Origin of the sequence: Microbulbifer epialgicus, assembly GCF_041447265.1 — a bacterium.
GTDB classification, from domain to species: Bacteria; Pseudomonadota; Gammaproteobacteria; order Pseudomonadales; family Cellvibrionaceae; genus Microbulbifer; species Microbulbifer epialgicus.
In genome coordinates, this window is sequence record NZ_JBGMEK010000001.1 from 117,738 (window position 1) to 142,014 (window position 24,277).

Genomic DNA, 24,277 nt, shown 5'->3' on the forward strand with positions numbered 1-24,277 from the left:
TCATATCTTAATTTTTTGCTGTGTTGTACGTGATGTTGACACATCTGCCACAAGGTTCTTATTGTCCATTAACGGAGAATGAGATATCTCATTATTTAATTCGGTAACCTTACATGAGACCGAATTACGCACTTGCATGATTGCATCGAAAATAGGCCCTCTAGTCTTTGGATTTACGATTGCTTTCATTTTTCTTAAATAGAAGGATGAAAGATCAAGCCCAATCTGTTCTGCACAGGTTTCAATTGAAGCCTTATCAGGGGTAGATGTTTCATAGAATCTCGATATATCACCACCCATTCGGATGAACTCCTCCTTTAACCTGTCTATATTAAGTTGCTGATTGCGTATATGTGCAGGATCAACACCTAAATTTTGCTCCATGTATGTAGCAGCAGATTCCGAATCAAAATAATCGTATTTTCTAATTAACGCGCCTAAGTACGGGGGGGAAAAATTGTCAGATATATCAAATCCTTTCATTGATGATATGAAATCTGACGCGGCATCAATTCTTGCATCAGTTGCAGCCTTTTCTGTCTGACAGGCTGACACGAAATTTTTGGCTTTTTCAACATATACTGCTTTGCGATTTTCTGTAAGATATAATGGGGGATCTATTTTCTTTTCTGGATCATTACCATTAATAATATTTTTCCAATGTTTTTTCCCCGACGACATTATCTCTTTATATAAATCTGGCTGCTTTTCAATTGAATGAACTCGGACTTTAAATTTTGACTCCGGTAGATTCTCTAATTCAATGCCAATTTTGCTAATGCTCTCGCGGCAATCTTTTGATATTTGTGTAAGGGTCACTAGAGAATCTAAAAATGATTCATCTACAGCCATTTTCACCAGATTTAGGTGGTTTGAGCTAAATCCGAGATTATTTCCTACTAGATCATAATAATGCAGACGGATTAAATCGCTTTGACTCACAGTATCTACATTTGAGTCTCTTTGTATATCGAACAGAAAATTCTCATTCGGGGTTGAGCCTATCATCCCAGGTTGCCCAACCAACCAACCTACATTACGGTTGTTATCTGTTGTAGACATAGCTCTTTCAATACTCGAATTCCTCTCCACTCCGTATTTATCTAAAAGATATTTTCTTGCGATCGATGTAAGAATTTTATCTTTTTCAAAATTAGGATTATTAGGTGCAACTATAGTTGTTAATCTTTTTCTTTCATAAATCTCCATAGCTGAATCTGTCGGGTAATATTCATTCCTATCATGTGCAATAAGTGTTCGAATGTCGTGAGCACCAAGACCTGATGCCTGAGAAATCATTCGCTTACACATATGCTCAGGATATATCTTAGATACAAGTGCTAACCAGTTATGCGCAGCTTGAATATTTACAGAACCAGATATAACCGTAGGGATTTCGTACAAATTATTAGTTAGGCTCTCAAATGTACCTCGCCAGTTTCCTTGAGTTGGATTTATATGGGCACTTGCTACTTTTAGGGTATCCATTGTCGATCGACTCAACCAGTGAGTAATAGTTAGCCTCGTATTACTTTAACAGCCGGAACCCTCAATATGTTCATAAAGAGGGCACAATTGCCATATATATACTGCAATTAAAGCTCAACAATAGTATCAACTACGTTAGATAGTTGTTCCTTTGACGTTAGGATTGAAACTTGGCTTCCAGCAGGTGTTCGGTATGCAAAGGTTGGAGTAACTGGGCGCTTAGTACTCAAAAGAAGTTTGAAATTTTTTAAGGCGGATAATTGACCATGTTTCTCTACATCTGTGGAACCCTTATTTTTCAAGTATGCTAAAGACTTAGGATTTAATAAATTCTTCATTAACTTAAGTCGTGCATCATTACTTGTTGGAGATAGACTCAGTGATGCCAGCATTTGAGAATCAGGACCAAGAACACCAACAGGAATATATCTGACTTGTATTTGGTCCTTTCTAATATGTTCTTCAAGATAGGTATGCGCCTCGGCGCATGCTGAACATCGAAAGTCAAAAAATACATAAAGAATTTTATTGCTCGTTCCTTCACTAATCCAACTAGAATTCTCTATTTCTATAAATAGTTCTTCATTGTTTATAACAGTGTTGTTTCGAGGCAGCTGCGCAGTCCTATTAGATATATTGGACTCTGGTGATGAACTTAATAGGTTAGCATTATATTCATACTTTGCCTTTGACGTGTTTTCTACATGCCGCTTAATTGCATCTTCAGTTGACTTTATTACTTGTTCTTTGCTACCTCCGTTCTTAAGCACCGCTGCCAAAGTATTTTTCATCTCATGTTTAGATGCTCTAAGTTGATCATCTAAAATTTCCTTAGTCCTTACTGTGCCATTTTGGGATTTTGTAATTTGCTCTGATGCTGCATATGGAGAGTATATGGTCCCTTCAATAAGGAATTGTTGATCTGGGAGCATTACCAGGTTTAAAGTTTTCGACTTCAATTTATCTTGAGCTGTAATGATAACGGTGCCGGAGGGGCCGCGCTTGATCTCGGTAGCTTTAATATGAGACCCATAGTATTTATTGATAAGAGATTGGGCGTTCATCTTCTCTTGCTTTAGTACTACATCACCGGAATGGCCATAAAATTCAGCTTCATTACAGCCATCAGTACAATCGTTATTGGAAAATTTAATTGTTCCTAAAACTATTGTTAATAGACTGGTGATTAGAAGCACACCCATACCGCCAGCTAAGCGTGCTCTTGATGGTTTTGCATTGTGCCGTGGTTCGGCATGTTTGGAGTGATTCACATTCATTTTGTTTCCTACCCTTATGCGCCATATATATGCGTGTAGCGCGAAAAATTAAAACTCTACTGACAATAGTAATTAGGAAGAGATATTTCACGCATAGAAAAGTGCCGAAAAGTGCAGTTTTTTCTTGTCTGTTAACAAATCATTTCTGAATAATCATCCATATCTAAAAGGGGATGGATCAACATGAATGAAGTATCACTCAAAGAGCTTAATTTTGCCCTTCCAACAAGGATGGACATTGACGCCTGTGATAAACATAAGATTGATTCAAGAACTGAGTTTCCGCAGGAATTTTTTGGTCTAGATCCTAAAGATCAAGTGTCTGTAATATATGCTCTCATTCATGCTGCCCACTTGCATATAGGGAGATTGGAAGAGGGAAAGACCAACGAAGATTCTCACGAAAATTCCATTAATGACGGAATAGGATTCTTTCCTGTAAATATTTGCATCAGCATTTCACTGAAGAAAACTCCAACTTTGGAAGTTGGTGCAATTTTCAATTTTCCCGATAGTTGGATAAATACTCCGATAGAATTTAAATTAAAGATAATCCGTTCGTTTGCTTACCTCATGCAGAGTTCTGGTATTTCTATCGTTATGCGTAATGAAAAATATGGAGAACAACGTGCATAGCAATGAGCGTAGCTTAAAACATAAGACGTATCTCATATCACCAGAAGCTGTAGAGAAACAATACATAGAAAATCGGAAAAATGACTGTAATTCAAGAAGAAATTTAATTCTCACAAATTATTTGTGCGTCTATACATTAATAATCACATCGTTGATGGGAGTCAAAGCATCATTCCCACCATCATTAATCACTTTCACTAACGATAATAAGGGATATGTATCAAAGGTAACACCAAACAGAAATCCGCCTGTTACAGACCGTCAAGCTATCCATTGGGCAAAAGACAAAGTCTCAGATTTACTTTCATTACATTTTAAAAAATATAGTGAACAAATACGTAGAAGGAGAGACTTCTTCGTTGATGATGGATGGACTCTTTACCAGCAGTCGTTAATAGATAATGAGGTTATCGAAACAATAAAGTCTGAAGGATTGATCATTACAGCCATAAATAAAGATGAACCTCGTCTATTAGAAAAATATATGTTGAATGGAAATATCAATTGGAGACTTGAGATTCCTATTTTGCAAACTATTCAGGGAGCCTCTGACACGTCCTCAACGGTAAAAAAAATAGTTTCTGTAACTCTTGAGCAAACACGTAGAGACGAATCCTTAGAGGGTCTTAAAGTTAGAGTCTTCGGAGTTATTGAATAAGGTGCTTACAATGACAAACAAATTAGATGAAGCTGTAAAGAAACACCAAAATGCCAGACTGGAGGAGCAAAAGAAGTTAGAGCAGAGATCAGCTAGGCATATGCCAGGCAACGAAGTGCCTGCCTCGGCACAGATTGTTTTTGATGATAAGGAATGGAGAAAAAACTTTTCCAAACTGACCCTTTTTGCGCTCTTGTTTTCTCTTGCTGCTGCTGCTGCTGTGTCAGCGACTTTGGCTTATGTTCTAACAAGACCCCCTGAAACATTAAGCTACGCAGTTGATGAAGATGGGAGGGTGGTCCCACTTATGTCTGTACGTGATCCTTCATTAACAGAGACTGAAGTTCTAAATTGGGCAGCTGAAAAGGTGAATGATATCCACCGACTGTCCTTCACTGATTATGTTGATCACATCCAGTCTCAAAGAGCTGACTTTACGGTTGAAGCTTTTGATGAGTACCAAAGAGCACTACTCGCATCAAAGAGCCTTGAGAAGGTGAAGGCCGAACGCTTAACTATGTGGTCGGAACCAAAGGAAGCCCCCAAAATATTATCAGCGAAAGTGGTTAACGGAAAATTCACCTGGGTTGTTGAGATGAGAATTATCCAATATCTGGGTGGAGGTGAATATGTTGCCAATGGCACTGAAATGGTTTCAACCATCGTTGTAGAGCGTACCTCTCGCGCAAGAAATCTTTCAGGTGTTGTTATTTCCAAGTATCTTGCTAAAGAAATAGGTTCTTAAGGGGACGTGTGATTGTGAAATCTATATTAAGGTCGACAATAATCCTTTTCATTCTAGGAACTAATCTTTGTTTTTCCGCTGAGAAGCAAACAGATGCTGATGATCTTCATAAGTTAGTATCAGATAAATCGTCTGCTGATCACATACCCAAAGAAGTTATTTCAAATCGTGCCTTTGAGACTCTGTTAGAAGAAACATTCCCAACTACAGCTGAGCAGGAAAAGATCTGGATGGAAAAAGAGAGGGAACGAATAAATCTGCTATTTGATAATAAGGAACCTGACACAATCACAGATATAATTTCTGTTTCTACAAAACCTGGTGCAAAACCGCAATATATTTACGTAGCACCTTTGCATACTTCTGCACTAAATGTAATCGATTCTACTGGGCAACCATGGCCTATTTCTGCCGTTATTTCTGGAAACAAAACTGACTTTCGGGTTAGTAAGATTGAAGATCATGAATATCTGAATGTAGTTCGAATTGATACAACGAAGGAAGTTGGCACAACAAATATCAATTTTACGCTTGCTGATCTAGAAACTACGATTAGTGTACGAGTTAGAAGTAGTATAGAAAAATATCACCCATCACCAATTCTCCAAATTGATAGAGAAGGGCCTCAAGCGAAGCCACTTCCAATCTTTTCAGTGGATAATATTGATTCAGATTTGCTGCTAAAAAATATTGTACTCGGTGTTGCTCCAGACAATTTTGAGGCATTAGAAACTACGGATCCAGATGTTGAGGCTTGGAAGTTTGATGGAAGTGTATATGTTAGAACATCATATACACCCTCTGCCCCTTTACCCAGGGCTGTGCACCACGGTCCTAACGGATATTCTGCATATCGTTTAAGTGATATTCCAGTTCTTATAATGACAAGCGAAACTGGATATGAAAAAAAAGTGATTCTTAAGGGGAGAAATAATTAATGAGTGATACTGATATTAAGCAAAGAGTTTCTCGGTATGGTTTTTTCTCCCCAGAAATGAGGGGTGCATACCTTATTGGATTTTTAGTTTTAATTACGTTGTGTGCTGCTGGTGTTGCTGCTTATATGTATCTCAAGCCGGATGACAGTGTAAAGGTCACAACTGGTAGGCTGGATGCATCTGCAGTGCAGGTTTCTGCTGATGCAGAAACCTCTGAGGCATACAGAGAGGCTAAAAGACTAGAAAACGAAGAAAGGTATGAGAAGGCAAAATCGACTGAAGGAGGAGTAGCGATACCTTTTACGTTCGATGAGGAGCCTATAGGAGGTGAAGAAGGAACAGATATTGACAATTGTGGTTGCACTATTAGTGATGAACAACTAATTGCCGCGATAAGGCGTCTTGGGATAACGGACAAAGATAGCTCACCTCGTGACAATATGCGCGTTTCCAACTCAGATATATATGTATCCATTAATGGCCAATTGATGGGCCAAGATGGTGTTGGCTTGCTATTTAGAGGATCTCCTATATTTATGCAGGAGGCTGGCCAGTTATTAGATGAAAAGGGAATTTCCCTTCTTTCAAAAGATAAGGAGCCGCTATATCTAGGTAAAAATGGCGAAATTATTGATAGACAGACACGCAGAGTACCTATGCATGGTGATCTCCAAATGTCTAAAGGAGAGATCATCATAGCTGATGGTCGGCTTGCAACTCGACCTGGAAATATGCAACGAATCGCCCGTAGTGATTTGTATATCACGAAGGAGGGGCAAATAGTAACAATGGATGGGAAGCCTACACGTCATTCCGGGGCATTTGTTTATCAAAACGATGAAAGGAAACTTCTCAATCGGTCAGGTATGGATGTAGGCTGGGAGCAGCAAGCAGTATATCAAAATAATGCCGGACATTTAGTTAATGTTTCTGGTAAGAAATTTAAACAGCCAGGAATTCTCTTTAGCTACGAGGGAATTTTAATAGACAATGATGGATTACTTACCCGCCCTCTTGTCAATCTTGAGAAGATAGCTAATAGCGATATTTTTAAAACGAAATCCGGGGCTCTAGTTGATGGTTATGGTCTACCCGTTACTCATTATGGTTCAAAAGTACGAATTGGGCCTGGACGAAAATTGTTAACAACATCTGGACAGATTGTAAAAAACAGAAATGAAGCTGATGTTTATCTAACTGAACAGGGAAGTCTTAGAGTAGATGTTGGGAAAGGAAGTACACAATCTGGATTGTTAAAAATATCAGATGGTGTTGCTTTAGATCGTCACGGTCAAATGATCACTCGGAGAGGACGTTTAGAGCGAAGAGGAACATCAGATATATATATCACATCGGATGGGCTTCTATCCGATGACACAGGTAAACCAGTTAAATTTAACGATAAAGATACCTTTATTGATTTTTCTTTGATCCGGGATGATGGAAGCCAAGGATTGGAAACCTATGATCACAATAAAGTGACTGACAGAGCAGGAAACCGAGTTTATTTAACTTTAGACGGTAGAATTACAGATAGTACCGGTAATTCTATAAAAGATGTGGGTATTCTAACCTCCTATGAAGGAGTGCTTCTAACATCTTCCGGGAAAAAAGTCATTCAAGAGAATATAAGGGAGCGTGTCGTAACGAAAGATGGGCAGCCCGTAACCTTCCAGGGAAAAGGTGTATATAAGGGAGAGGAAGGACGGTTATATGATTCTAACGGTGATCCGATTCTGTCTAGAGATGGTCGTGCTATTTATATTGATGACAAGGGAAATCTAGTTGACGAAAATGGCCAGATTGTTGATGAAATTGACTTAATGGCCGGTGAACGATCTGTTGTTAATGGTGAACTATCAACACGTAGAAAGGTTACTACCTCAACTGGCGAGCAGGTATTTTATGATGGTAAAGAGGTATTCATTGATTCTACTGGAAGACTTGTGGATGGGTCCGGAGTAGGAATTACTACAAATGATGGTAAAGAGATATACGTTGATTCAAATGGTAATTTGATCGATGAGTCAGGTTCCAAGATTAGCTCTGAAATACTTACTACCGATATGGGTGAAATCGTCAATTCGCCTTTAATTGTCGGTAGGGAGCAGGTAGTAACCAAAGATGGAAAATCGGTAAAGTTTAATGGCAAAGATGTATATAGAGGAGATGACGGTGCTCTATATGATCAAGATGGTAATTCCGTAAAGGCATCTAATGGAGAGAGGCTTTACATCGATGATGAGGGGAATCTAGTCAATAAAGATGGACAAGTTATTGACGAAGATATTCTAACTGTAGCTGAAAATCGATTTGTGAAAAGTGGCGACTTAATAACTAGAAAGCAGTTGATAGGCTCTGATGGTAATAATGTCAGGTATGGTTCTAAAGATGTTTTTATATCAGATAATGGAAAGTTAGTAGATGAGAAAGGAAACTCCATAAAAACCGGAGACGGTAAGGAGATATTCCTAAATGAAGATGGAACCTTAACCGATATTGATGGTAACCCTGTTAATAATGACATCCTAAATACTAATAAATCTAGATATCTAACAAATTCTGGTGGAATTCAGTCATTAAGGAAAATGTTGTCAAAGAGCGGCAATCCGTTGTCTGTTAATGGGAAACAGGTATATGTTACTGAAAATGGTAATATTGTAGATGAAGATGGAAATGAGGTATTAACTTCTGATGGCCGTTCACTACTATTGGATGGAAATGGGAACATCATTGATACCAATGGAAACATCCTTACAGAAGATATATTTGAAGAAATAACTGAGAGAAATATTTCTCCAGGCGAAATAACAAGCGTTCACCTATTAACAGATGAAGAAGGTAATTCTGTTTTACATGAAGGTAAGGAAGTTTTCAGAGGGCTGGACGGTATACTTTTAGATAGTAATGGAAAACCAGTTACTACATCTAATGGGCGAAATATATTTGTTGATAATAATGGCGACCTGGTAGATGAGAATGGCGCTTTAATCGATGAGAATATTTTAAAAACTGTTTCTGGTGAAAATATTAGTAGTGGACTAAGAAATGGACCTGAAAAGCTTACAACAAAAGATGGTGCATCAATTAAGTTTCAAGGCTCTGATGTTTACAAGAGCTCAGATGGTTCTTTAATAGATAAGTTTGGGAACCAAATACTTACTCGGGAAGGTAAGAAAATATTTGTTAATGATGATGGCTCTTTAATTGATAGTGATGGGCGACCTGTTGATGATGATATAGTAACAGTAGAAGAAGTATCATTTGTCAAAGATGATGTCAAAATAGGTAACGAAAAGCTTGTTACCTCTGGCGGGCAGAAAATCAAATATAAAAATGATGATGTGTTTAAATCTGCAGACGGATCACTAGTGGACCGTAAGGGCAACGCAATTTTAACTTCAGAAGGTAAAAAAATATATGTGAATGATAGCGGCGTTCTTGTAGATAGCAGTGGTACAAAAGTAGTCGAAGATATATTTACAATTGGTGATAGTACCCCATTAGTTAATTCTGGAGGTATAAACTCTGTAAATAAAGCCATCTCTAAAGATGGATCTCAATTAAAGTATAAAGGAAAAAATGTTTTCATTGATAATGAAGGGCGAGTAGTAGACGACGAAGGCAAGTTGATTAAAACAAAGGATGGCAGGGCGATATTTATTGATAAGGATGGAAATATTAGAGACAAAGAAGGAAATATTGTCGATGAAGATATTTTAGAGAAAATCAATAAAAGAAAATTCATTCAAGGAGATGCTTCTTCTCGCTATGAGGTTACGGACTCTAATGGGAATCAAGTTTTCCATGATGGCAGAGCTGTATTTACCGATCATGAGGGACGTATTATTGATCAAGATGGTAATGTTATTTTATCTAAAGATGGTTTGGAAATTTTTAAGAATGCTGAAGGTAACCTGGTAGACAAGTCCGGAAATTTGATTGAAGAGGAAATTTTAACGGATTATTCAGGTAAGAGAATATCATCTGGGTTGAAACAAGGTAGAGAGAAGCTAACAACTAAATCCGGCGAGAATGTCACCTACCAGGACCGAGATGTCTATAAGTCATCTGACGGATCACTTATTGATGGCCATGGAAAACCTATTCTGTCATCTTCAGGTAAAAAGCTATTTGTTGATAATAGCGGTCAAATAATAGATGAAGATGGAAAGGTACAACCATCTGACAAATTTATAGTCAAGAGTAAAACATTCGTTAAAGATGGGATTAATAGAGGGGCACAAAAACTAGTATCAAAAAACGGTAAAAATATACGCTTTAAAGGTGAAGATGTATACAGAGATAATGAAGGTTACTTAGTTGATTCTAAAGGAGCCCAAATATATACAAATGATGGAAAAAGGATACGTGTAGATAAAAATGGACGTTTAATTGATGAATCTGGAGAGGTAATTGACGACCCTAGATTTCATGTTTCTTCTACAAATGGATTAAGTGGGAAGTTACTTCCTGGCCAAGAACAACTTACAACACTTGATGGGAAGCCTGTTAAGTATAAAGGCCTGAACGTATTTAAAAATGATGATGGATCACTATTTGATTCTAACGGCAACAAAGTTCAGACCTCTGATGGTCGTACTGTTTATATGGACAATCAGGGAAGATTAGTAGATGAGAACGGTAATATAGTAACTGAGGATCTCCTTTCTGCTGAGAGCAAACCTATAAATGCGAATAATCTCACTACGGTTCCGTCTAGTGAAATGAAGAAAATAGCATCTTCGGATCTATTTGTAACGCGAGACGGCTCTCTGTTAGATAAGGAAGGAAGAGCGATTACATATAATGGGAAGAATGTTCATGTCGCGGAGAATGGACAGATCTTTGACTCTGAAGGAAATCCAGTCACAGACAAAGAAGGACGATCTGTTTTTCTAAGCCCAAAAGGGGAGTTAATTGACCGAAATGGCAATCTTATAAATGACAGTTTGTTAGCTGACGGTGATGGAGTCTTAGTTGGATCTGATGGTAAGTCAGTATCGAATGCAATAAAGCGTGTTGGTGACTCTGATATCTACCAGACAGCCGATGGACGGCTCGTAGACCATGAGGGAAGGGTAATTAAACACAACGGCCGGAGTGTGTACACAGGTGATGATGGCAGGCTTTATTATGAAAATGGTAGGCCTGTAACTGACTCCAGAGGTAAAAGCGTATATTTAGATGCTACGACTGGCTCACTTCTTGATAGAAACGGCACTCCAATTCAAGGAAATATCTTAACGAGTGAAACAGGCACGTTGATTGATAATAAAGGCGAACTAATAACTTCAGGAGGAAAATTAACTAAAATTTCTGGAACTGATTTATATCGGACTGAAGATGGCCAGATTGTTAATTCAGATGGTCAACTTGTAAGAGTTAATAGTAAACCTGTTTATACAGATGAAAGTGGCAAGATAGTTGATAAATATGGAAGGGCGATCAGGTATAGAGGCCAAGAAATATATATTTCAGAAGACGGTGAAATTGTTGATCGGAATGGTCAGCCAATTGTTGATGAGAATAAACGCTCCGTAACACTTGCCGACGATGGTGGTCTTGTAAATGAAGATGGTGAATCGATAGATATACGAACTGGAAAATCTACTTCATCTGTTCGATCTAATGCAGGATTTAAGAAAACTGTTGAAGCATCAGATACTAACGTCCGGTCTCCAGCTAGTAAGGGAAACAAAAGTATTGATACCAACGCAACGACAAAGGAATCTAATGAAACTTATTATGCTGATGATACAGTAGTTCAAAATCCGAATAGAAATGAACCCTCAACAGCTTCATCACAAAATACTAATAGTCAGGGATCAGGAAATCATGATGTACCCATTCAGTTGGATGAAGCTTCAGCTCAAAGGCTCCAGCGTCGTTATGCTGTGGTGAAAACAGCAATGAGGAATAGACTTAATAAGGTTAAAAGCCATATTAGTCGTGATGTTCAAAGTGAGTATGTTTCGATTGGTGGAACTGCAAATTCAGGTATTGATGAAGATACTGAAGAAAATAGTAACGATGGAGCTTTAAATTCTGATGGTGGAGAAGGAACGGGATCAAATCAGGAAGTTGTGTACGAGAAAGCTGGAAGAATGTTATACGCATTAACTGATTACCAGGTAAACAGTGATTTCAGTACGGAAGTTGCCGTAAGTATTGTTGGCTTACCATATGACCACCCATTATACAATGCAACAGCTATGGGGACCTCAGAGCTTGTTTATGACCATATGGTTTTAACTTTTAATAAAATGTGTCCTATCAAAGGTGACTGTGTACCTATGAAGGGTGTAGCCCTTGACCCAGCTACCGCTAGACCTGCACTGGCGTCTGATGTAGACCATCATTATTGGTATCGATATGGAGGTTTATTCTTATCCTCTTTATTAGAAGGCGCGTCTGAAGCCGCAGGTGAATCGGGAACTCGGGAAGAAAGCACATCTTCAACGGGAACTAGGGTGACTACTACAGGCCTTGAAGGTGACAAGCTATTCATTCGATCGCTAGGAAAAGTCGGCGAGCGATTCGCTGATGCATTTTCAGATAATGTTAATCGCCCTTCTACTGCTTGGATCAACCCCGGTGAAGAAATGGCTATCATGCTGTTTGATGACATTAAGGGGAGCGCTAACTAGCGCTCCTACCAAAAAAGTGTCGATTTCTCTATTTTTTTATTGATGTGTGTATGCAACGTTGAGAAATTACGTTCTATAACGACAGACCGTTCTATGACGACAGACTGGTGAGTAAAATGGGTAATGATATGCCTTCAAATAGAAATGAGGTAGAAGCATCTGGGTTTATGCAGGACTTTGAAAAAGACAATGAAACTGAAAAAGAAAATGAGGATGCAGCCAGTAAACCTACCTTTTTGTGGACAAGGAAACTATTAGTTTCTTTCTTAATAGTTTTAATATTGGTGTCTGTTGGCCTTTTCGTATTCACAAACGACAGTTCGATAGAATTTTCTAGTGGCCTGTCGGGCGCCAGTGGTAGTGAGAGTAATTCAGTTTCGCTGCAAACACTAGTGTCAGAAACGTCAGAACAAAAAGGCGAAAAGACGGAGGATGTTAATGATGAGGCTAAACAGAATGAAAATAAGGGTATAGGTTTATCCGTTGAGAATGGTACCGAAGGAGTAAAGATTAACGACCATCATGATTTAATAGCGACCTTACTTCTTCAGAATTACCCTACACGAGAAGAACTTAGAGAAGATTTACGCCGTATTCGTGGTGCAGAAGTTAGTAAAGAGGAGCTTGATGTGTTTCTCCTCGCTGTAAAGAATAATTCTGATGATATTAGCAAACTAAAGGCAAGTAAGAATAAATCAGCTAACACTGATATATCAAAAGCTCTCGTAGATCTAAAAATTACCTTGCAAGACTTAAGAAAAGATCTTAATGAGCAGAAGCAAGTTGTTATCTCTATGACAAAGCGTTTAGATAAACTAGAGAAAAATTCTGGTTGGTATCACAACCGTATTAGTAAACTTGAAGGTGATCCCGTAAGTACAAAGGAAAGTATTAAAGTTCATAGGTTGGAAGTCCAAACAGAATCTATGTGGTCTGTTAATGCCGCTTCAGAAAACGTCGCTTTTATTCGAAACATTAATACTGGAAAGCCACTTAGAGTTACACGTGGATTTAATATCCCAGGTTGTGGTTCGGTAACTGATATTCGTCCGGAAACTAGAAAAGTAATCACCACATCATGTGTTATTAATAATTAAATAAATTGTTTGTGGAGTAAATTTCGTGGAAGATGTTGTCACATATATAATTAATGTAGCTAACAACCTACCAGGTATACAAAATGCCATTTTCCTTGTAGCTGGTTTTATTGGCATAGCGGCGGTTTTCGGCTCATTAGTTAATCAAGTGACAAATGGGCGCCGTGGACAACCTCCATTACCATCAACAATAGCAGGTCTAATATTTGGAAGTTTATTGTTGTCTCTACCAACAGCGGTAGACATAGTATCAGTATCATTTCTGGGCTCTGCTTCTGACCCAAAGATTATTGATAGTTATGTACCCGTAACTGGTGACAACACCAGAGTTGCGATTCAGGCACTCGTTGCAATTATCAATGTATTCGGCTGGATTGCGGCCGCCAGAGGGATCTGGCGTTGGAGAGTTGGGCCTAAATACGACCAGCCAGGTTGGTTTGGTTCTGGTTTAACCTTCGTATTGGCTGGTTCAATCGCTACGAACTTTTATGTTTTTGCGGATGTATTAGCCGTTTCTATTGGTGCGATTCCGGTTGGAACAAATTACTTCAAATTTTGAATTTTAGTTTCGTACCATTTGATAATCATTAGCAAATTTAATTTGGTATCTTAAACTCAATGAAAGGAATAGATTTATGAAAGACCTTATCAACCACTCAAAGCGGGTTGGCTTGAAGTTAAAGCAAGGATATGATGATTTGGGACGAAGAGCTCATATCGGATTAATGATGCTTATGATTCCAGTTCTATCGCTTACATCAGATCTAAGCCATGCTACACCTACAATCGGAGACTTGGGCAACAACACAGGTGATCAAACTACTGGATTAACTAGTGGTGCTCTTCGAATCGCTGCTTTTGTCGGTATTTGTTTTATGATTGTTGCTTTTGTAAAGGGGCGGACAGCCAAAAGCCAAGGTGAAAGTATTGGCGGATACATTACGATGGGTATCATAGGGGCTTTATTGTTTGCCATCCCAACTATTATAAGTATCGTCAATGTTTCTTTGATCGGCTCAGATGCGTCTCAAGGCCTACAAGGTCAGATTATCCAGTAAACAACGATATATAAATTAACAATGTTATAGGATTATCCTGGGGTATGGTGTAGAGAGTACAGTAGTAGCTTTTACCCCAGGATATTTCATACCATATATTCTATGTCTATCGCATGTATTATATTAAAGCTTTAAAAAGAGAAGAATTTGAAGCTCCTGAAAAGGATTCTCTTAACTGGAATCCTGATACAACTGAGTTTCAGTTACTTCGAAAAAATAATTTTACCTGTGATTGTTGCGGGCTTATATCTCGCCCTCACCAAGAGGTTAAATCTGGTTACATGGAGGTATGTTACATAGAAGATAAGAATCATATTTTATGTAACATTTGTGCTCAGTCTCAGTATGTTGGTAGGAAGGTGAATGGACGACCCAATCATGGATTTATATTTTACTGTCCAGATTTAACTCAAGGCCAAATTAGTTCGCTTGCTTTATGGTCATTTGTTGCAAAATATCGAGAAAACCAATTCTCACAAAGCGCAAATAGGCTTGTAAGTTTAATATTATCTGACCTTGTAGAACCGGTCTCATATATTATACCTGGATTTACTTCTGGAGATGTACAAGAGTTTGCTGACATATATAAGCATTTACCACCGAAGTTAATGGAAACTGGAGATCAGCTATTCTCTAACTTGAAATATTGGCCAAACGAAATTGTATTTGAGCCACAGATACGATTTTGGAATGCCGCATCCTTTCATAATATCAATGAGGATTTGGAGGCAATGTGCCAAAAGGTTACAGTTGCAAGCAACGTTTTGGAGTAATAGCTTTTGATGATGTTAAATCTCCAGCATCAGGATGGGCATGTATTAGTAAAGATACACCTTTCTATTTTTTATCTGTAAAAGAATTACCTTCCGACGTACTTTGGTTGGCCAATACTGACCATAGCAACTGCAATGATATAGTAACCCAAAAGGTTGTAAAAGTTACTAATATTAAAAGTTCTAATTATCTTTTTACTCCTATATCAAATCTCTTAAAAGAACTGGGTTTACACAATTCAACAAATAGTACTCAAGTTGCACATTTAGCTGTAATTTTCGAAAGTGTTATGAATTACCATTCAATACAAACAGGTCATTTTGAGTACAGAAAAGATTTTCTAAATGATGAGATTAGGTATAAGTATTTACCTAATCTTTATGTTACAGCCGATGAGCAAGTTTTTATCGAGGCCTTAGAGTCAATAATTAGAAGACACAAAGGTAAACGTTCTAGATTATTTAACCAAAGATATTGTACACCTCTGTTATTTCACAGATCTCAATATTCTAGATATTTATTGGAGCAACAAATACCGATTGGAACTTGGAAAAAAATACCGTCCGTAATTATTGAATTAGGGAAACACAAACTTTTTGAGTGGATATCAAATTACAACAAACCTTTATTGTTGAGTGTTTATGTAAACTTTAAGGATGATTTGGCTGAGCGATTGTTTAAAATAAGCAATTTCAACTCAAAAAATATTTGGGTCACTGTAAAAGAATACTTTTGGCTATATAAATACGCAGAAGTTGATATTTCACAAATATTATCTTGTGATGGTTACGCTCCAGTACCTGTTTCAATCCCAGATTTTGGGAATTCTAATTATTTAGAGAGTTCGTACTCCTTCGGAATTTATTGTGAAAGTCTATGGACATCTATGGCTTATCTTCAGGATTTTTCAACATCTTCAAATTTTTTTTCATTAACTATATCAATGTGGATTTTGGGAACAGATAATGCAATCTGTCTTGAAAAGGCATATGAATTGGAGAAGAATAATCCTGATGTAATATCAGATTTTGGGTACGGTAGATTACTTGTTAAAAATCAGACTAAATCTGGTTATCAAATTCCTGATATAGCTTTTAAGTCAGGACTGATTTCTCCTATGAGCGAATCTGACGATATTGAAAAGCGTCATATTCCAAAATCTCCTTCTTTCTCTCAATTCATGCAAATCGTTATGGAGCGAGGAGTCTTGGATTTCATCCATCAAATTGATACCCGCGCACTAGACAATGTAATTGACTTTTATGATCAGAAAATTGATCAGTCAAATAATTCAATTAAAATTTCGATATAAGGATAATTTATGCGCTACGCTCCAGTAGAAACTATAACGGATAAAATCTTTTATCTTTTTGATTGTACTTTCCAATGGGCTAATCGCCTATTGAAATCAAATCCACGGTCATTTATTGATATTGAAACTATACAAGATGATTCAACTCTTGTAATGAATGACGGTAGTTTACTTACGGCTATCACAATTAGCGGAGTTTCAAAAGCTGTTCTAGAGGAAGAATTTTCTGAGATCTTAGATGAAGTTGAGAGAAAGCTAATGGCATATATGTCTGATGGTTGCCATTACCCTGTATTTTATTTTCTACGCGATTCAGATGGGATTAGGCGGGAGGTAGAGGAGATCTATGGTCCTGTAGAAAGAGCTGCTCAAATTAATGAATTAGAGCTTGGAGATTTAATAAAAGAACAAAAAGAAGTGTTAGAAACATATTGTCAAAAAGAACGAGCTATTCTCCTCTTATATTCAAATATGAATGGTCTTTCAAAAGACGAGAAGCGGGTCGCAGGTAAGCGAAAAGCTGTTGAAAGAAAGGGTATGCCCTTAGCAAACGATGCACAAGATCTTGGCATGGGGGCAGGTATGATATCTGCTAGGCATAAATCTTTTGTATCAGAGTTTTGTGAAGATCTAAAAAATGTATCTATTACCACTCAGGTACTTAATGTTCATGACTTTCTCCGCGAAATTAGATTAAGTATAGATAGTGAATTCACATCTGATGAATGGCTGCCTTCATTACCTGGAGACCCCATACCATATAGATTGGATAATAGTTATAAGCCAGATTGTAGTGGTTTTCTCTGGCCCCGCTTATCGGATCAGCTATTTCCCAGGGCATCTGAAGATATTGATCATGCTACTGTTAAAGTTGGTAATATAGCATTTGCACCAATAACAATTGAACTACAGCCTAAATCTCCAGAACCTTTCCAAGCACTTTTCAAGCGGCTAAACAATGAAAAAATTCCATGGAGAATGAGTATCCAAATACGAAATGATGGTATGAGCGTACTTGGGTTCAAAGAACTTTTAGCTTCTTATATGCAATTTACTCCTGGAGCTCCAGAAAATAGATATTTAGTTGAAGTAAAAAAGAGGTTAACAGAATTAAGAGATAGTGGAGAAGAAATTGTAAAATTGCAAATAGCATTTTGCACTTGGGCCCCAGCTGAGGACAAAGAGCTATTAGATATGCGCCGGGCGATTCTAGCTCGGAGTATACAAGGGTGGGGGGTTTGCGATGTTGCTCCGGCAGAAGGTGATCCTCTGGAGTCTATGATGAGTTCTACCCCAGGTGCGGTTATGGGTTCAATAGCGAATCCATCCGCAGCTCCCCTGTATGATGCACTCAAAATGGCCCCACTAACCAGACCCGCTAGCCCTTGGAAATCTGGATCTCAGCCGTTACGTACACCAGATGGTAAGATAATACCTTATCAACCATATTCAAAACTTCAGTCAGCATGGACCACTTTGATATTTGCTCCAATGGGTTATGGAAAGTCCATGTTTATGAATTACAGCAATTTATCTCTTATTTTAAGTCCGGACTCAACAGAGCTACCTTACATCTCTATACTTGACATCGGTCCATCTAGTCGTGGACTAATTTCTTTACTTCGAGGGGCGCTTCCAAAAGAAAAAAGACATTTAGCAATGTACGAGCGATTGCTTAATACAAAAGAGTATGCAGTTAATGTTTTCGATACAAGATTGGGCCTTAGAAAACCATTATCTAATCAGAAGGATTTTTTAGTTAACTTTTTGAGTTATCTTGCAACACCAGATGATAAATCAAGTCCTCCTGATGGTATTACGGGAATGGCTGATTCAATAGTTGAACTAGCCTATTCGGTATATTCAGAGCGAAAGTCTGCAAAGATTTATCAGCCGAAGGTGGCTCCTATAATTGACTCGCTTCTAGAAAGAAGTGGGTTTACATACGTTAGGGGTAAATCAAAATGGTGGGATGTTGTAGATTTTCTCTATAAAAATAATTTTTCCCATGAAGCAAGTTTAGCCCAAAGATATGCGGTTCCAAATCTCGGTGACATCTCTAGACTAGTAAATGATTCTAGGATTACATCAATTTACGGAGATGCACATGTTGAGTCGACAACAGAATCATTACCTAAGTTCTTTTGGAGAAAATTAACTGAATCCATCAATAAGTATCCCATAATCGCCGAGGAAACAAAGTTTGATTTAGGAGAAGCTAGGATCGTTAGCTTGGATTTAGATGAAGTAGCTAAAGGTCAAGGTGCAGATTCCAGTAGACGTGTCGGTTTGATGTACATGGTCGCTTACTACGTTCTTTCGAATAGGTTTTTCACAGGAAAGGAGCACTTAGGGGAGATGGATGGAAAGGTGGGTAATTACAATGTTGATTATCGCCCGTACCATAAGCAATACGTAGATAGTATTAAGAAGACTCCAAAACGCTTCTGTATTGATGAGAAGCATAGGGTTAAAGGGTTGAAGATGGTTGAGGATCAGCTCGATCGTTCAATACGCGAAGGCCGTAAATGGAAAGTAGAGATAATGCAGGCCAGCCAGTTACCTGATGATTTTTCTGAGGAGTCTGTTAGGCTTGCTACTAACACATTTATATTAGGTGGTGGTAATAAAGCCAACTGCATAGAAGTTGCAAAGACTTTTAAGCTGAGTGCAACAATGACACAACATTTGAACGAATCACTAAGAAAGCCCAACAAGCATGGTGCAACATTGCTTAGTATTAATGAAACAGAAAAAGGCAACTTTGAACAGCTTCTAATGAGCACTCAGGGTCCTACTTTTTTGTGGGCTTGCAATAGCTCTTCAGATGATGGATATGTCAGAGATACACTGGCTGGAGAGATAGGTGATTTGGAAGCACGAAAACTGTTGGTAGAATTTCATAGTGATGGCAATCTCGATCAGGAGATTGAAAAACGTAAAGCTCTAGCTGGACTCTCTCAAAGAAAGAAATCCTATCAGGGTGAGGACTTGAGCAGTCGTGATGCAGAATCTGAAGAAACACCTAAGGGTATTCTCAATGAGATTGTGCAGGATTTATTAGCAATTCATAATGCAAGAGCAAGAGAGGAAGCCGCATAATAGCATTTTGTTTTTGTTCATTAGGAGCCAGTTTACATCATGCCTGGCTCCTAACTCATAAACTATTATCAGAAATGAACTTTACATATTCAGGCTTAACTATATTTCCCGAGTAATAAGGTTAAGTGCTTTTTCTATTCCAGCGTTTGACCTTTCTTTTGAGGTTACAATCTCACTTAGAATTTTATGTAAATTCAATTTTTCCCCTGAATCAATTAGCTGTATCGAATTGAGCACTTGGCTTATTCCAATATTCCAGTCAGTTTTTAGACAATTATAGAACTTGATTATTTCTGCACGCAAATGTTCATCGTCTAATTCTATATTTACAGTTTTTACTCTAGCAGAAATCCTTTCAATATCAGTATTTGTAAATACCATATTTTTATAATCTTCCCAGTATGGTGCTAGCTCAATGAAAACTAGACATCGTACTATTGCATTCGTAAAACTATCAATTTGAGAACTCATACCTTTCCTCGTTTCTTAACTCGCCATATTTCTATGCCGGCTTTCTTTAGGACTCTTGTATAGGTTAAAACCCTTTTAAACTCTCTTGGCTCAGCGCCTTTTACCGTAATCAATACGCAATTTTTCCTATCACCTATAGTATTTTTTATACTAAAACGAAAAGTGAAAACGCTTTCACAGTCGATAATAACCGGATCAACAATATGTCCTTTAGCTGCTAATTCTCTAATTTTCTTTAGTTTATATCCGGATTCTTTTTTATGCATATATTACCATTAAAATTTACTTCAATCTTAATATAGGTAACCAAATCCTATCTGATGTTACTAGTTTATGCCCTGAGGTTGAGATTTACTTTTATCTATTTTTACAGATACTATACTCGCAATTAAAGAAAATATAGCAGTATAAAGAATTGAATACGTAATACTCTCCAGTATCGGTACCTTTTCTTTTTCAGGATATAATGTAAGAGGCCCCAAGTTGTAATGAATATCTAGTACATTTAGAGCTATCAACATAATTATTAAAGGGATTAAAGCGAAGGTAGCTCGCTTTAGAATTACTTTAGTCATCTACTAAACCCTCTCAATTTTCCCAAAAATCAATTTGGAATCCGTACATTGACAACATATATTCTGTAAATACAAATGTCTAAGAAAATTATTAATAAACTACACTTTTTTGGTTCTATCACATGGTTTTTAATAAGTCATCCATGGATGGTTCTGTATATAGTTGTGTTGTCATAATCTTACTATGCCCTAGAAAAGCTTGAACCACCCTCAAATCCACGCCATCATTAAAAATAAGATGTCTAGCCCGGGAATGCCTCAGTGTATGTAGAGTGGCTTCATGATAGGAAATTGACGCCTGTGATTCCTCTTTGGGATAGTTCTCTTTCATCCGTTTATCGGCAAGCATATACAAAGACTTTAGAAGCTCCATTGCTCCACTTTCACTCATGGGGTTTGAAAATTCTTTAGTCTCGCCTCCATGCTTATTATTGGGTTCATAGATTCTATAATTAGGAAAAATAGGTAATTTATCAGTACCTGGCAGACATGATAATCCATGAAAATCTCGAAAACGCTTAATTGAGTCAAGAAGCTCTTGGTGGATCGGAAGAACTCTCTTTTTCGAACCCTTACCATATACTGTGATCTTCCAGATTTTCCGTACGCTATCATACGAAAAGGACTTGTGAGTATGAGTTCTCGCTTCATCACTTCTTAAACCTGTATAGTACAACATCCTCACTATATATCGCGCTCTTTCGTATTTCAGCTGTTGCACAACAGTTCTTGTTGGCATTTCCTCAATACTTTCTAACAAACATAGCCACTGAACATGGGTTAGGCCTTCGGGATTTCTCGCTGGCTTACAGGGGTACTCGTGATTTAGATATGTGCTCTTTACGGCCGCTGCAGCCATAATACTTGAGCGAAATTCTCCAGAAATATCTCGTGTAGGATCGCCAGTAACATACTGTACATCCTTGAGATATGAGAAAAAGCTTTTTAAAATTGATAATGTGTTTTGAATACTATTGACGGACGGCTTCTGCTTATCCTTAAAAGGCCTCCACTCTCTAGATGTTATTGGAGCATTACCTCCTTTCTTTGAGCACCAGGATGATGGTGGATTTATACAGAACCTAAGATATTCTTCAATGTCTTCTGGCGTCACTTCTTTCAAACACAAGTCATTTAGATGGCGCATCCATAGGAATAGGCGGTATATTTCTCGCGTGTATCGGCGCTCTGTTGCTTTTGAACCCGACTTTTTAGATACGAAGGACTTTGCAGCTAACCAATCATTTTCTGGCGTCCATTGTAGACTGTTTAAATGGTTAACATTTTTAAATTTGGACTGATCAACATCTCTCTCGATTAACTCCTGGAATACGGACTTCTGGAAATCGGTGCTCCAGTTAGCTATAGCGTTTTTCATATGTATTACTTCTTATAAATCTACTATTGGCAATCGTTGGGTGTTATATCTCTGGTCTAATGCCGGCCCCATCCTTCGTTGTTGATCCTGATCACACGGCTCATCTGTTCAGTGTTTCCTCTTAATTTTATCATAACTTAACCTTAATTCCGCTGTTAAGAACCGTTAACAGCGGGTTTGTACTTTTTATCATACTGGTGGTATATCTGCCATACTGGTATATTTATACTATCGGTAGGAAAGCAGCTGGTTCATCTGACGGGAAATCGATCATTTTTTGATCGATTATATTCTTTGGATAGCGGCGCTTATAGAGCTCATCCTATGACTGGCGCGGGCAATACTTACGTCATTAGCTATTTGTTGGCTGACAAGATCGCCAGTACGAAAGGTGTGGCGTAACAAAATGAGCGGGGTTGTTGAGTGGCTAAGACGGATCGCTACTGATAGGAGCCCGCTGGATAAATTCAGTTTCTTACGATCAAAAGTATTTGATCCTTATTGCTTTGAGGAGAAAATCCTTACAGAACCAAGTAATCGAAAACTTAAAGTAAGAAGAAATCGCCGTTAGGTCTGATGAGCAGATCATTTGTGAGTGCTCAGTTCGATATCGTTAGTGGAGATTGAATGCTTGAGTTATTAACCGGAGAGAGGGTTATCCTATTTCCGACAGGAAAGAAAATAATTCTTAAGAGGATTACCAAACTATGAAAAGAGCTATTTTGACTATATTTCTATTCGAACTGATGGGTGTGACTGCCGTGGGTGCTGATATACCGGAAGTTATTCAAGTGAATTCCGATATTTCGGTTAGTTGCTTCTTTACCGTTAACAAGCTTAGAAATCAATCTAGTCAGGTTTACCGAATAGTATCCTCATCGCCAAGAAACTGTGGTGCTATTGATGAGGTTACGGGCCGTGTGCTTACAACACAAGTAAAACTACATTGCCCTCATGGTTACGAACCTACGGGCATTCCTAGAGGAGGCCCTGTAGGTAGTCTTGGAGTAGAGATATTCTATCAAGCTCAAGGGATGTGTAGAGCTATCTATAACCTCCCTATTGACTCTTCATCATTGGAGGGTATCTCTCAATGAAGGCTTCAGAGGACAACGTCTTTCCGGTATGTGATAAGTTTTTCTCCAAATATGGCAAGTATCCAACCGGAGACGAGCTTGTCAAATTATGTGGAGGGGGTAAAAAGGAAATTTTAGTTTTAAGAGATAAATGGAAGTGTTTGCAATTTCTTAAGGAAAATAATTTAAACATACCTACGCGCTGGATTTCTCTCCTAGGAGAATTCTTCAATGAAGCCAGAGTTGACATTGAGGCCGAGCGAAGCCGTATGAAAGAAGAGGTCAACTCAAAGTTAGAAGAAGTGAACATTAGATTACAATCGGAAATAGAAAAAAGAGTTGAAGCCGAAAAGTCAGTAGACAGACTAAAGCAGAATATAGAAACCCGAAATAGGGAATACGGGTCCCTCCAAGAATCCCTTGCTGCCACTGAGAAGCGGGTTAGAAGCCTTGAATCTATTCGAGATAAGCAAACTGCTGAAATCAATGAAAAAAGCTTGCAAAGAAACCTATTGATAGATCAGATTACTGAACTAAAGCAGGAGAAAATCGAGCTAAAAAGTGAACATAAATCAGTGCTTGAAAAACAGCAAGAGCAACACAACGCAGTCATAAAAAGCTTTAAGGAAGATTTGGCTAACACATCAAGTCGTTATGACGAAGTTAGAGACCATAACGAGCTATTGGTCGGGAAACTAATGGTTGCAGAGTCTGAATATGATCGCGTAAAGGGTGACCTAACACAGATACGAAAAGAGCGTCGTAAAGAGAGGAAAGAAGCAGAAGAAAATTTCGCAGCATTGGAGAGAACTCGGTCGGAACTTGCTTCAATGACTGTGGTAGCGGATCGTGTACCTGAACTTGAAAAAAATATTCGGTTACTAGAAAAAAGGCTTGAAAAATTCAATGGTATGGATTTGGAAATTGTAGAAGGCTTTCGTGAGCAGATCCGCGTACTGACCAATAGTATTAACGCCATGAATGAAAATGAAATTTCAAAAAATCCTTAGGAAAAGAGAAATAAAGCTGACAGTCGAACGTA

Annotated in this window: 18 protein-coding genes; 13 read left to right on the plus strand and 5 right to left on the minus strand. The window is 38.0% G+C overall.

The window, feature by feature from the left end; all coding sequences use genetic code 11:
- Both ACCI49_RS00625 and ACCI49_RS00630 read right to left on the minus strand, forming a co-directional pair.
- Positions 1-1,488 (minus strand): hypothetical protein, encoded by a 1,488-nt coding sequence (locus ACCI49_RS00625; RefSeq protein ID WP_371837028.1) that lies wholly within the window; start codon positions 1,486-1,488, stop codon positions 1-3.
- A 107-nt stretch (positions 1,489-1,595) separates the two neighbouring features.
- Positions 1,596-2,765, minus strand: a complete 1,170-nt coding sequence (locus ACCI49_RS00630; RefSeq protein ID WP_371837029.1) for a DsbA family protein — start codon at positions 2,763-2,765, stop codon at positions 1,596-1,598.
- Positions 2,766-2,948: 183 nt separating this feature from the next.
- Here ACCI49_RS00630 and ACCI49_RS00635 point away from each other — a divergent pair, with 183 nt between their 5' ends.
- The 11 genes from ACCI49_RS00635 (at position 2,949) to ACCI49_RS00685 (ending at position 19,735) form a co-directional block, all read left to right on the plus strand.
- Positions 2,949-3,401: a hypothetical protein gene (locus tag ACCI49_RS00635; RefSeq protein WP_371837030.1), complete on the plus strand. Its 453-nt coding sequence runs from the start codon at positions 2,949-2,951 to the stop codon at positions 3,399-3,401.
- Positions 3,394-4,059: a DotI/IcmL family type IV secretion protein gene (locus ACCI49_RS00640; RefSeq protein ID WP_371837031.1), complete on the plus strand. Its 666-nt coding sequence runs from the start codon at positions 3,394-3,396 to the stop codon at positions 4,057-4,059. Before ACCI49_RS00635 ends, ACCI49_RS00640 begins: the two co-directional genes overlap by 8 nt.
- 10 nt (positions 4,060-4,069) lie before the next feature.
- Entirely contained in the window at positions 4,070-4,804 is a 735-nt protein-coding gene (locus tag ACCI49_RS00645) for a DotI/IcmL family type IV secretion protein (RefSeq protein ID WP_371837032.1), read from the plus strand.
- A 14-nt stretch (positions 4,805-4,818) separates the two neighbouring features.
- Positions 4,819-5,742 carry a DotH/IcmK family type IV secretion protein gene (locus tag ACCI49_RS00650; protein ID WP_371837033.1) on the plus strand — a complete coding sequence of 308 codons (924 nt, stop codon included), beginning with the start codon at positions 4,819-4,821 and terminating at the stop codon, positions 5,740-5,742.
- Positions 5,742-12,392: a hypothetical protein gene (locus ACCI49_RS00655; RefSeq protein WP_371837034.1), complete on the plus strand. Its 6,651-nt coding sequence runs from the start codon at positions 5,742-5,744 to the stop codon at positions 12,390-12,392. The genes ACCI49_RS00650 and ACCI49_RS00655 overlap by 1 nt, the downstream gene beginning before the upstream one ends.
- 116 nt (positions 12,393-12,508) lie before the next feature.
- The gene (locus tag ACCI49_RS00660) at positions 12,509-13,489 is read left to right on the plus strand and encodes a hypothetical protein (RefSeq protein WP_371837035.1); all 981 of its coding nucleotides are present in this window, start codon (positions 12,509-12,511) and stop codon (positions 13,487-13,489) included.
- Between the two features lie 25 nt (positions 13,490-13,514).
- Positions 13,515-14,048: a hypothetical protein gene (locus ACCI49_RS00665; RefSeq protein ID WP_371837036.1), complete on the plus strand. Its 534-nt coding sequence runs from the start codon at positions 13,515-13,517 to the stop codon at positions 14,046-14,048.
- Positions 14,049-14,124: 76 nt separating this feature from the next.
- Entirely contained in the window at positions 14,125-14,547 is a 423-nt protein-coding gene (locus ACCI49_RS00670; protein WP_371837037.1) for a DUF6750 family protein, read from the plus strand.
- Between the two features lie 113 nt (positions 14,548-14,660).
- Positions 14,661-15,320, plus strand: a complete 660-nt coding sequence (locus ACCI49_RS00675; RefSeq protein ID WP_371837038.1) for a hypothetical protein — start codon at positions 14,661-14,663, stop codon at positions 15,318-15,320.
- On the plus strand, positions 15,281-16,633 hold the full coding sequence (locus ACCI49_RS00680; RefSeq protein WP_371837039.1) for a hypothetical protein: 1,353 nt from the start codon (positions 15,281-15,283) through the stop codon (positions 16,631-16,633). Before ACCI49_RS00675 ends, ACCI49_RS00680 begins: the two co-directional genes overlap by 40 nt.
- Before the next feature lie 9 nt (positions 16,634-16,642).
- Positions 16,643-19,735 (plus strand): putative type IV secretion/conjugal transfer ATPase, encoded by a 3,093-nt coding sequence (locus tag ACCI49_RS00685; RefSeq protein ID WP_371837040.1) that lies wholly within the window; start codon positions 16,643-16,645, stop codon positions 19,733-19,735.
- A 99-nt stretch (positions 19,736-19,834) separates the two neighbouring features.
- On the opposite strand, the gene ACCI49_RS00690 is transcribed toward ACCI49_RS00685, so the two are convergent.
- The 3 genes from ACCI49_RS00690 to ACCI49_RS00700 all read right to left on the minus strand — a co-directional run bounded on the left by ACCI49_RS00690 (position 19,835) and on the right by ACCI49_RS00700 (position 22,159).
- A complete protein-coding gene (locus ACCI49_RS00690) occupies positions 19,835-20,206 on the minus strand; it encodes a hypothetical protein (RefSeq protein WP_371837041.1) in 372 nt (123 codons plus the stop codon).
- Entirely contained in the window at positions 20,203-20,472 is a 270-nt protein-coding gene (locus ACCI49_RS00695; protein WP_371837042.1) for a hypothetical protein, read from the minus strand. Before ACCI49_RS00695 ends, ACCI49_RS00690 begins: the two co-directional genes overlap by 4 nt.
- Before the next feature lie 427 nt (positions 20,473-20,899).
- A complete protein-coding gene (locus ACCI49_RS00700; protein WP_371837043.1) occupies positions 20,900-22,159 on the minus strand; it encodes a tyrosine-type recombinase/integrase in 1,260 nt (419 codons plus the stop codon).
- A gap of 707 nt (positions 22,160-22,866) precedes the next feature.
- Between ACCI49_RS00700 and ACCI49_RS00705 the strand changes: the two genes are divergently transcribed.
- Together ACCI49_RS00705 and ACCI49_RS00710 are read left to right on the plus strand one after the other, a co-directional pair.
- Positions 22,867-23,256 (plus strand): hypothetical protein, encoded by a 390-nt coding sequence (locus tag ACCI49_RS00705; protein ID WP_371837044.1) that lies wholly within the window; start codon positions 22,867-22,869, stop codon positions 23,254-23,256.
- A complete protein-coding gene (locus tag ACCI49_RS00710; RefSeq protein ID WP_371837045.1) occupies positions 23,253-24,245 on the plus strand; it encodes a hypothetical protein in 993 nt (330 codons plus the stop codon). The genes ACCI49_RS00705 and ACCI49_RS00710 overlap by 4 nt, the downstream gene beginning before the upstream one ends.
- The last annotated feature ends 32 nt before the right edge of the window (positions 24,246-24,277 follow it).

Excerpts from the sequence above, each read along its gene's own strand:
- ACCI49_RS00690 (WP_371837041.1), bottom strand. The coding sequence starts at position 20,206 with ATGAGTTCTCAAATTGATAGTTTTACGAATGCAATAGTACGATGTCTA.
- ACCI49_RS00705 (WP_371837044.1), top strand. The coding sequence starts at position 22,867 with ATGAAAAGAGCTATTTTGACTATATTTCTATTCGAACTGATGGGTGTG.
- ACCI49_RS00625 (WP_371837028.1), bottom strand. The coding sequence starts at position 1,488 with ATGGATACCCTAAAAGTAGCAAGTGCCCATATAAATCCAACTCAAGGA.
- ACCI49_RS00630 (WP_371837029.1), bottom strand. The coding sequence starts at position 2,765 with ATGAATGTGAATCACTCCAAACATGCCGAACCACGGCACAATGCAAAA.
- ACCI49_RS00685 (WP_371837040.1), top strand. The coding sequence starts at position 16,643 with ATGCGCTACGCTCCAGTAGAAACTATAACGGATAAAATCTTTTATCTT.
- ACCI49_RS00710 (WP_371837045.1), top strand. The coding sequence starts at position 23,253 with ATGAAGGCTTCAGAGGACAACGTCTTTCCGGTATGTGATAAGTTTTTC.
- ACCI49_RS00645 (WP_371837032.1), top strand. The coding sequence starts at position 4,070 with ATGACAAACAAATTAGATGAAGCTGTAAAGAAACACCAAAATGCCAGA.
- ACCI49_RS00700 (WP_371837043.1), bottom strand. The coding sequence starts at position 22,159 with ATGAAAAACGCTATAGCTAACTGGAGCACCGATTTCCAGAAGTCCGTA.
- ACCI49_RS00635 (WP_371837030.1), top strand. The coding sequence starts at position 2,949 with ATGAATGAAGTATCACTCAAAGAGCTTAATTTTGCCCTTCCAACAAGG.
- ACCI49_RS00670 (WP_371837037.1), top strand. The coding sequence starts at position 14,125 with ATGAAAGACCTTATCAACCACTCAAAGCGGGTTGGCTTGAAGTTAAAG.
- ACCI49_RS00660 (WP_371837035.1), top strand. The coding sequence starts at position 12,509 with ATGGGTAATGATATGCCTTCAAATAGAAATGAGGTAGAAGCATCTGGG.
- ACCI49_RS00675 (WP_371837038.1), top strand. The coding sequence starts at position 14,661 with ATGTATTATATTAAAGCTTTAAAAAGAGAAGAATTTGAAGCTCCTGAA.
- ACCI49_RS00655 (WP_371837034.1), top strand. The coding sequence starts at position 5,742 with ATGAGTGATACTGATATTAAGCAAAGAGTTTCTCGGTATGGTTTTTTC.
- ACCI49_RS00695 (WP_371837042.1), bottom strand. The coding sequence starts at position 20,472 with ATGCATAAAAAAGAATCCGGATATAAACTAAAGAAAATTAGAGAATTA.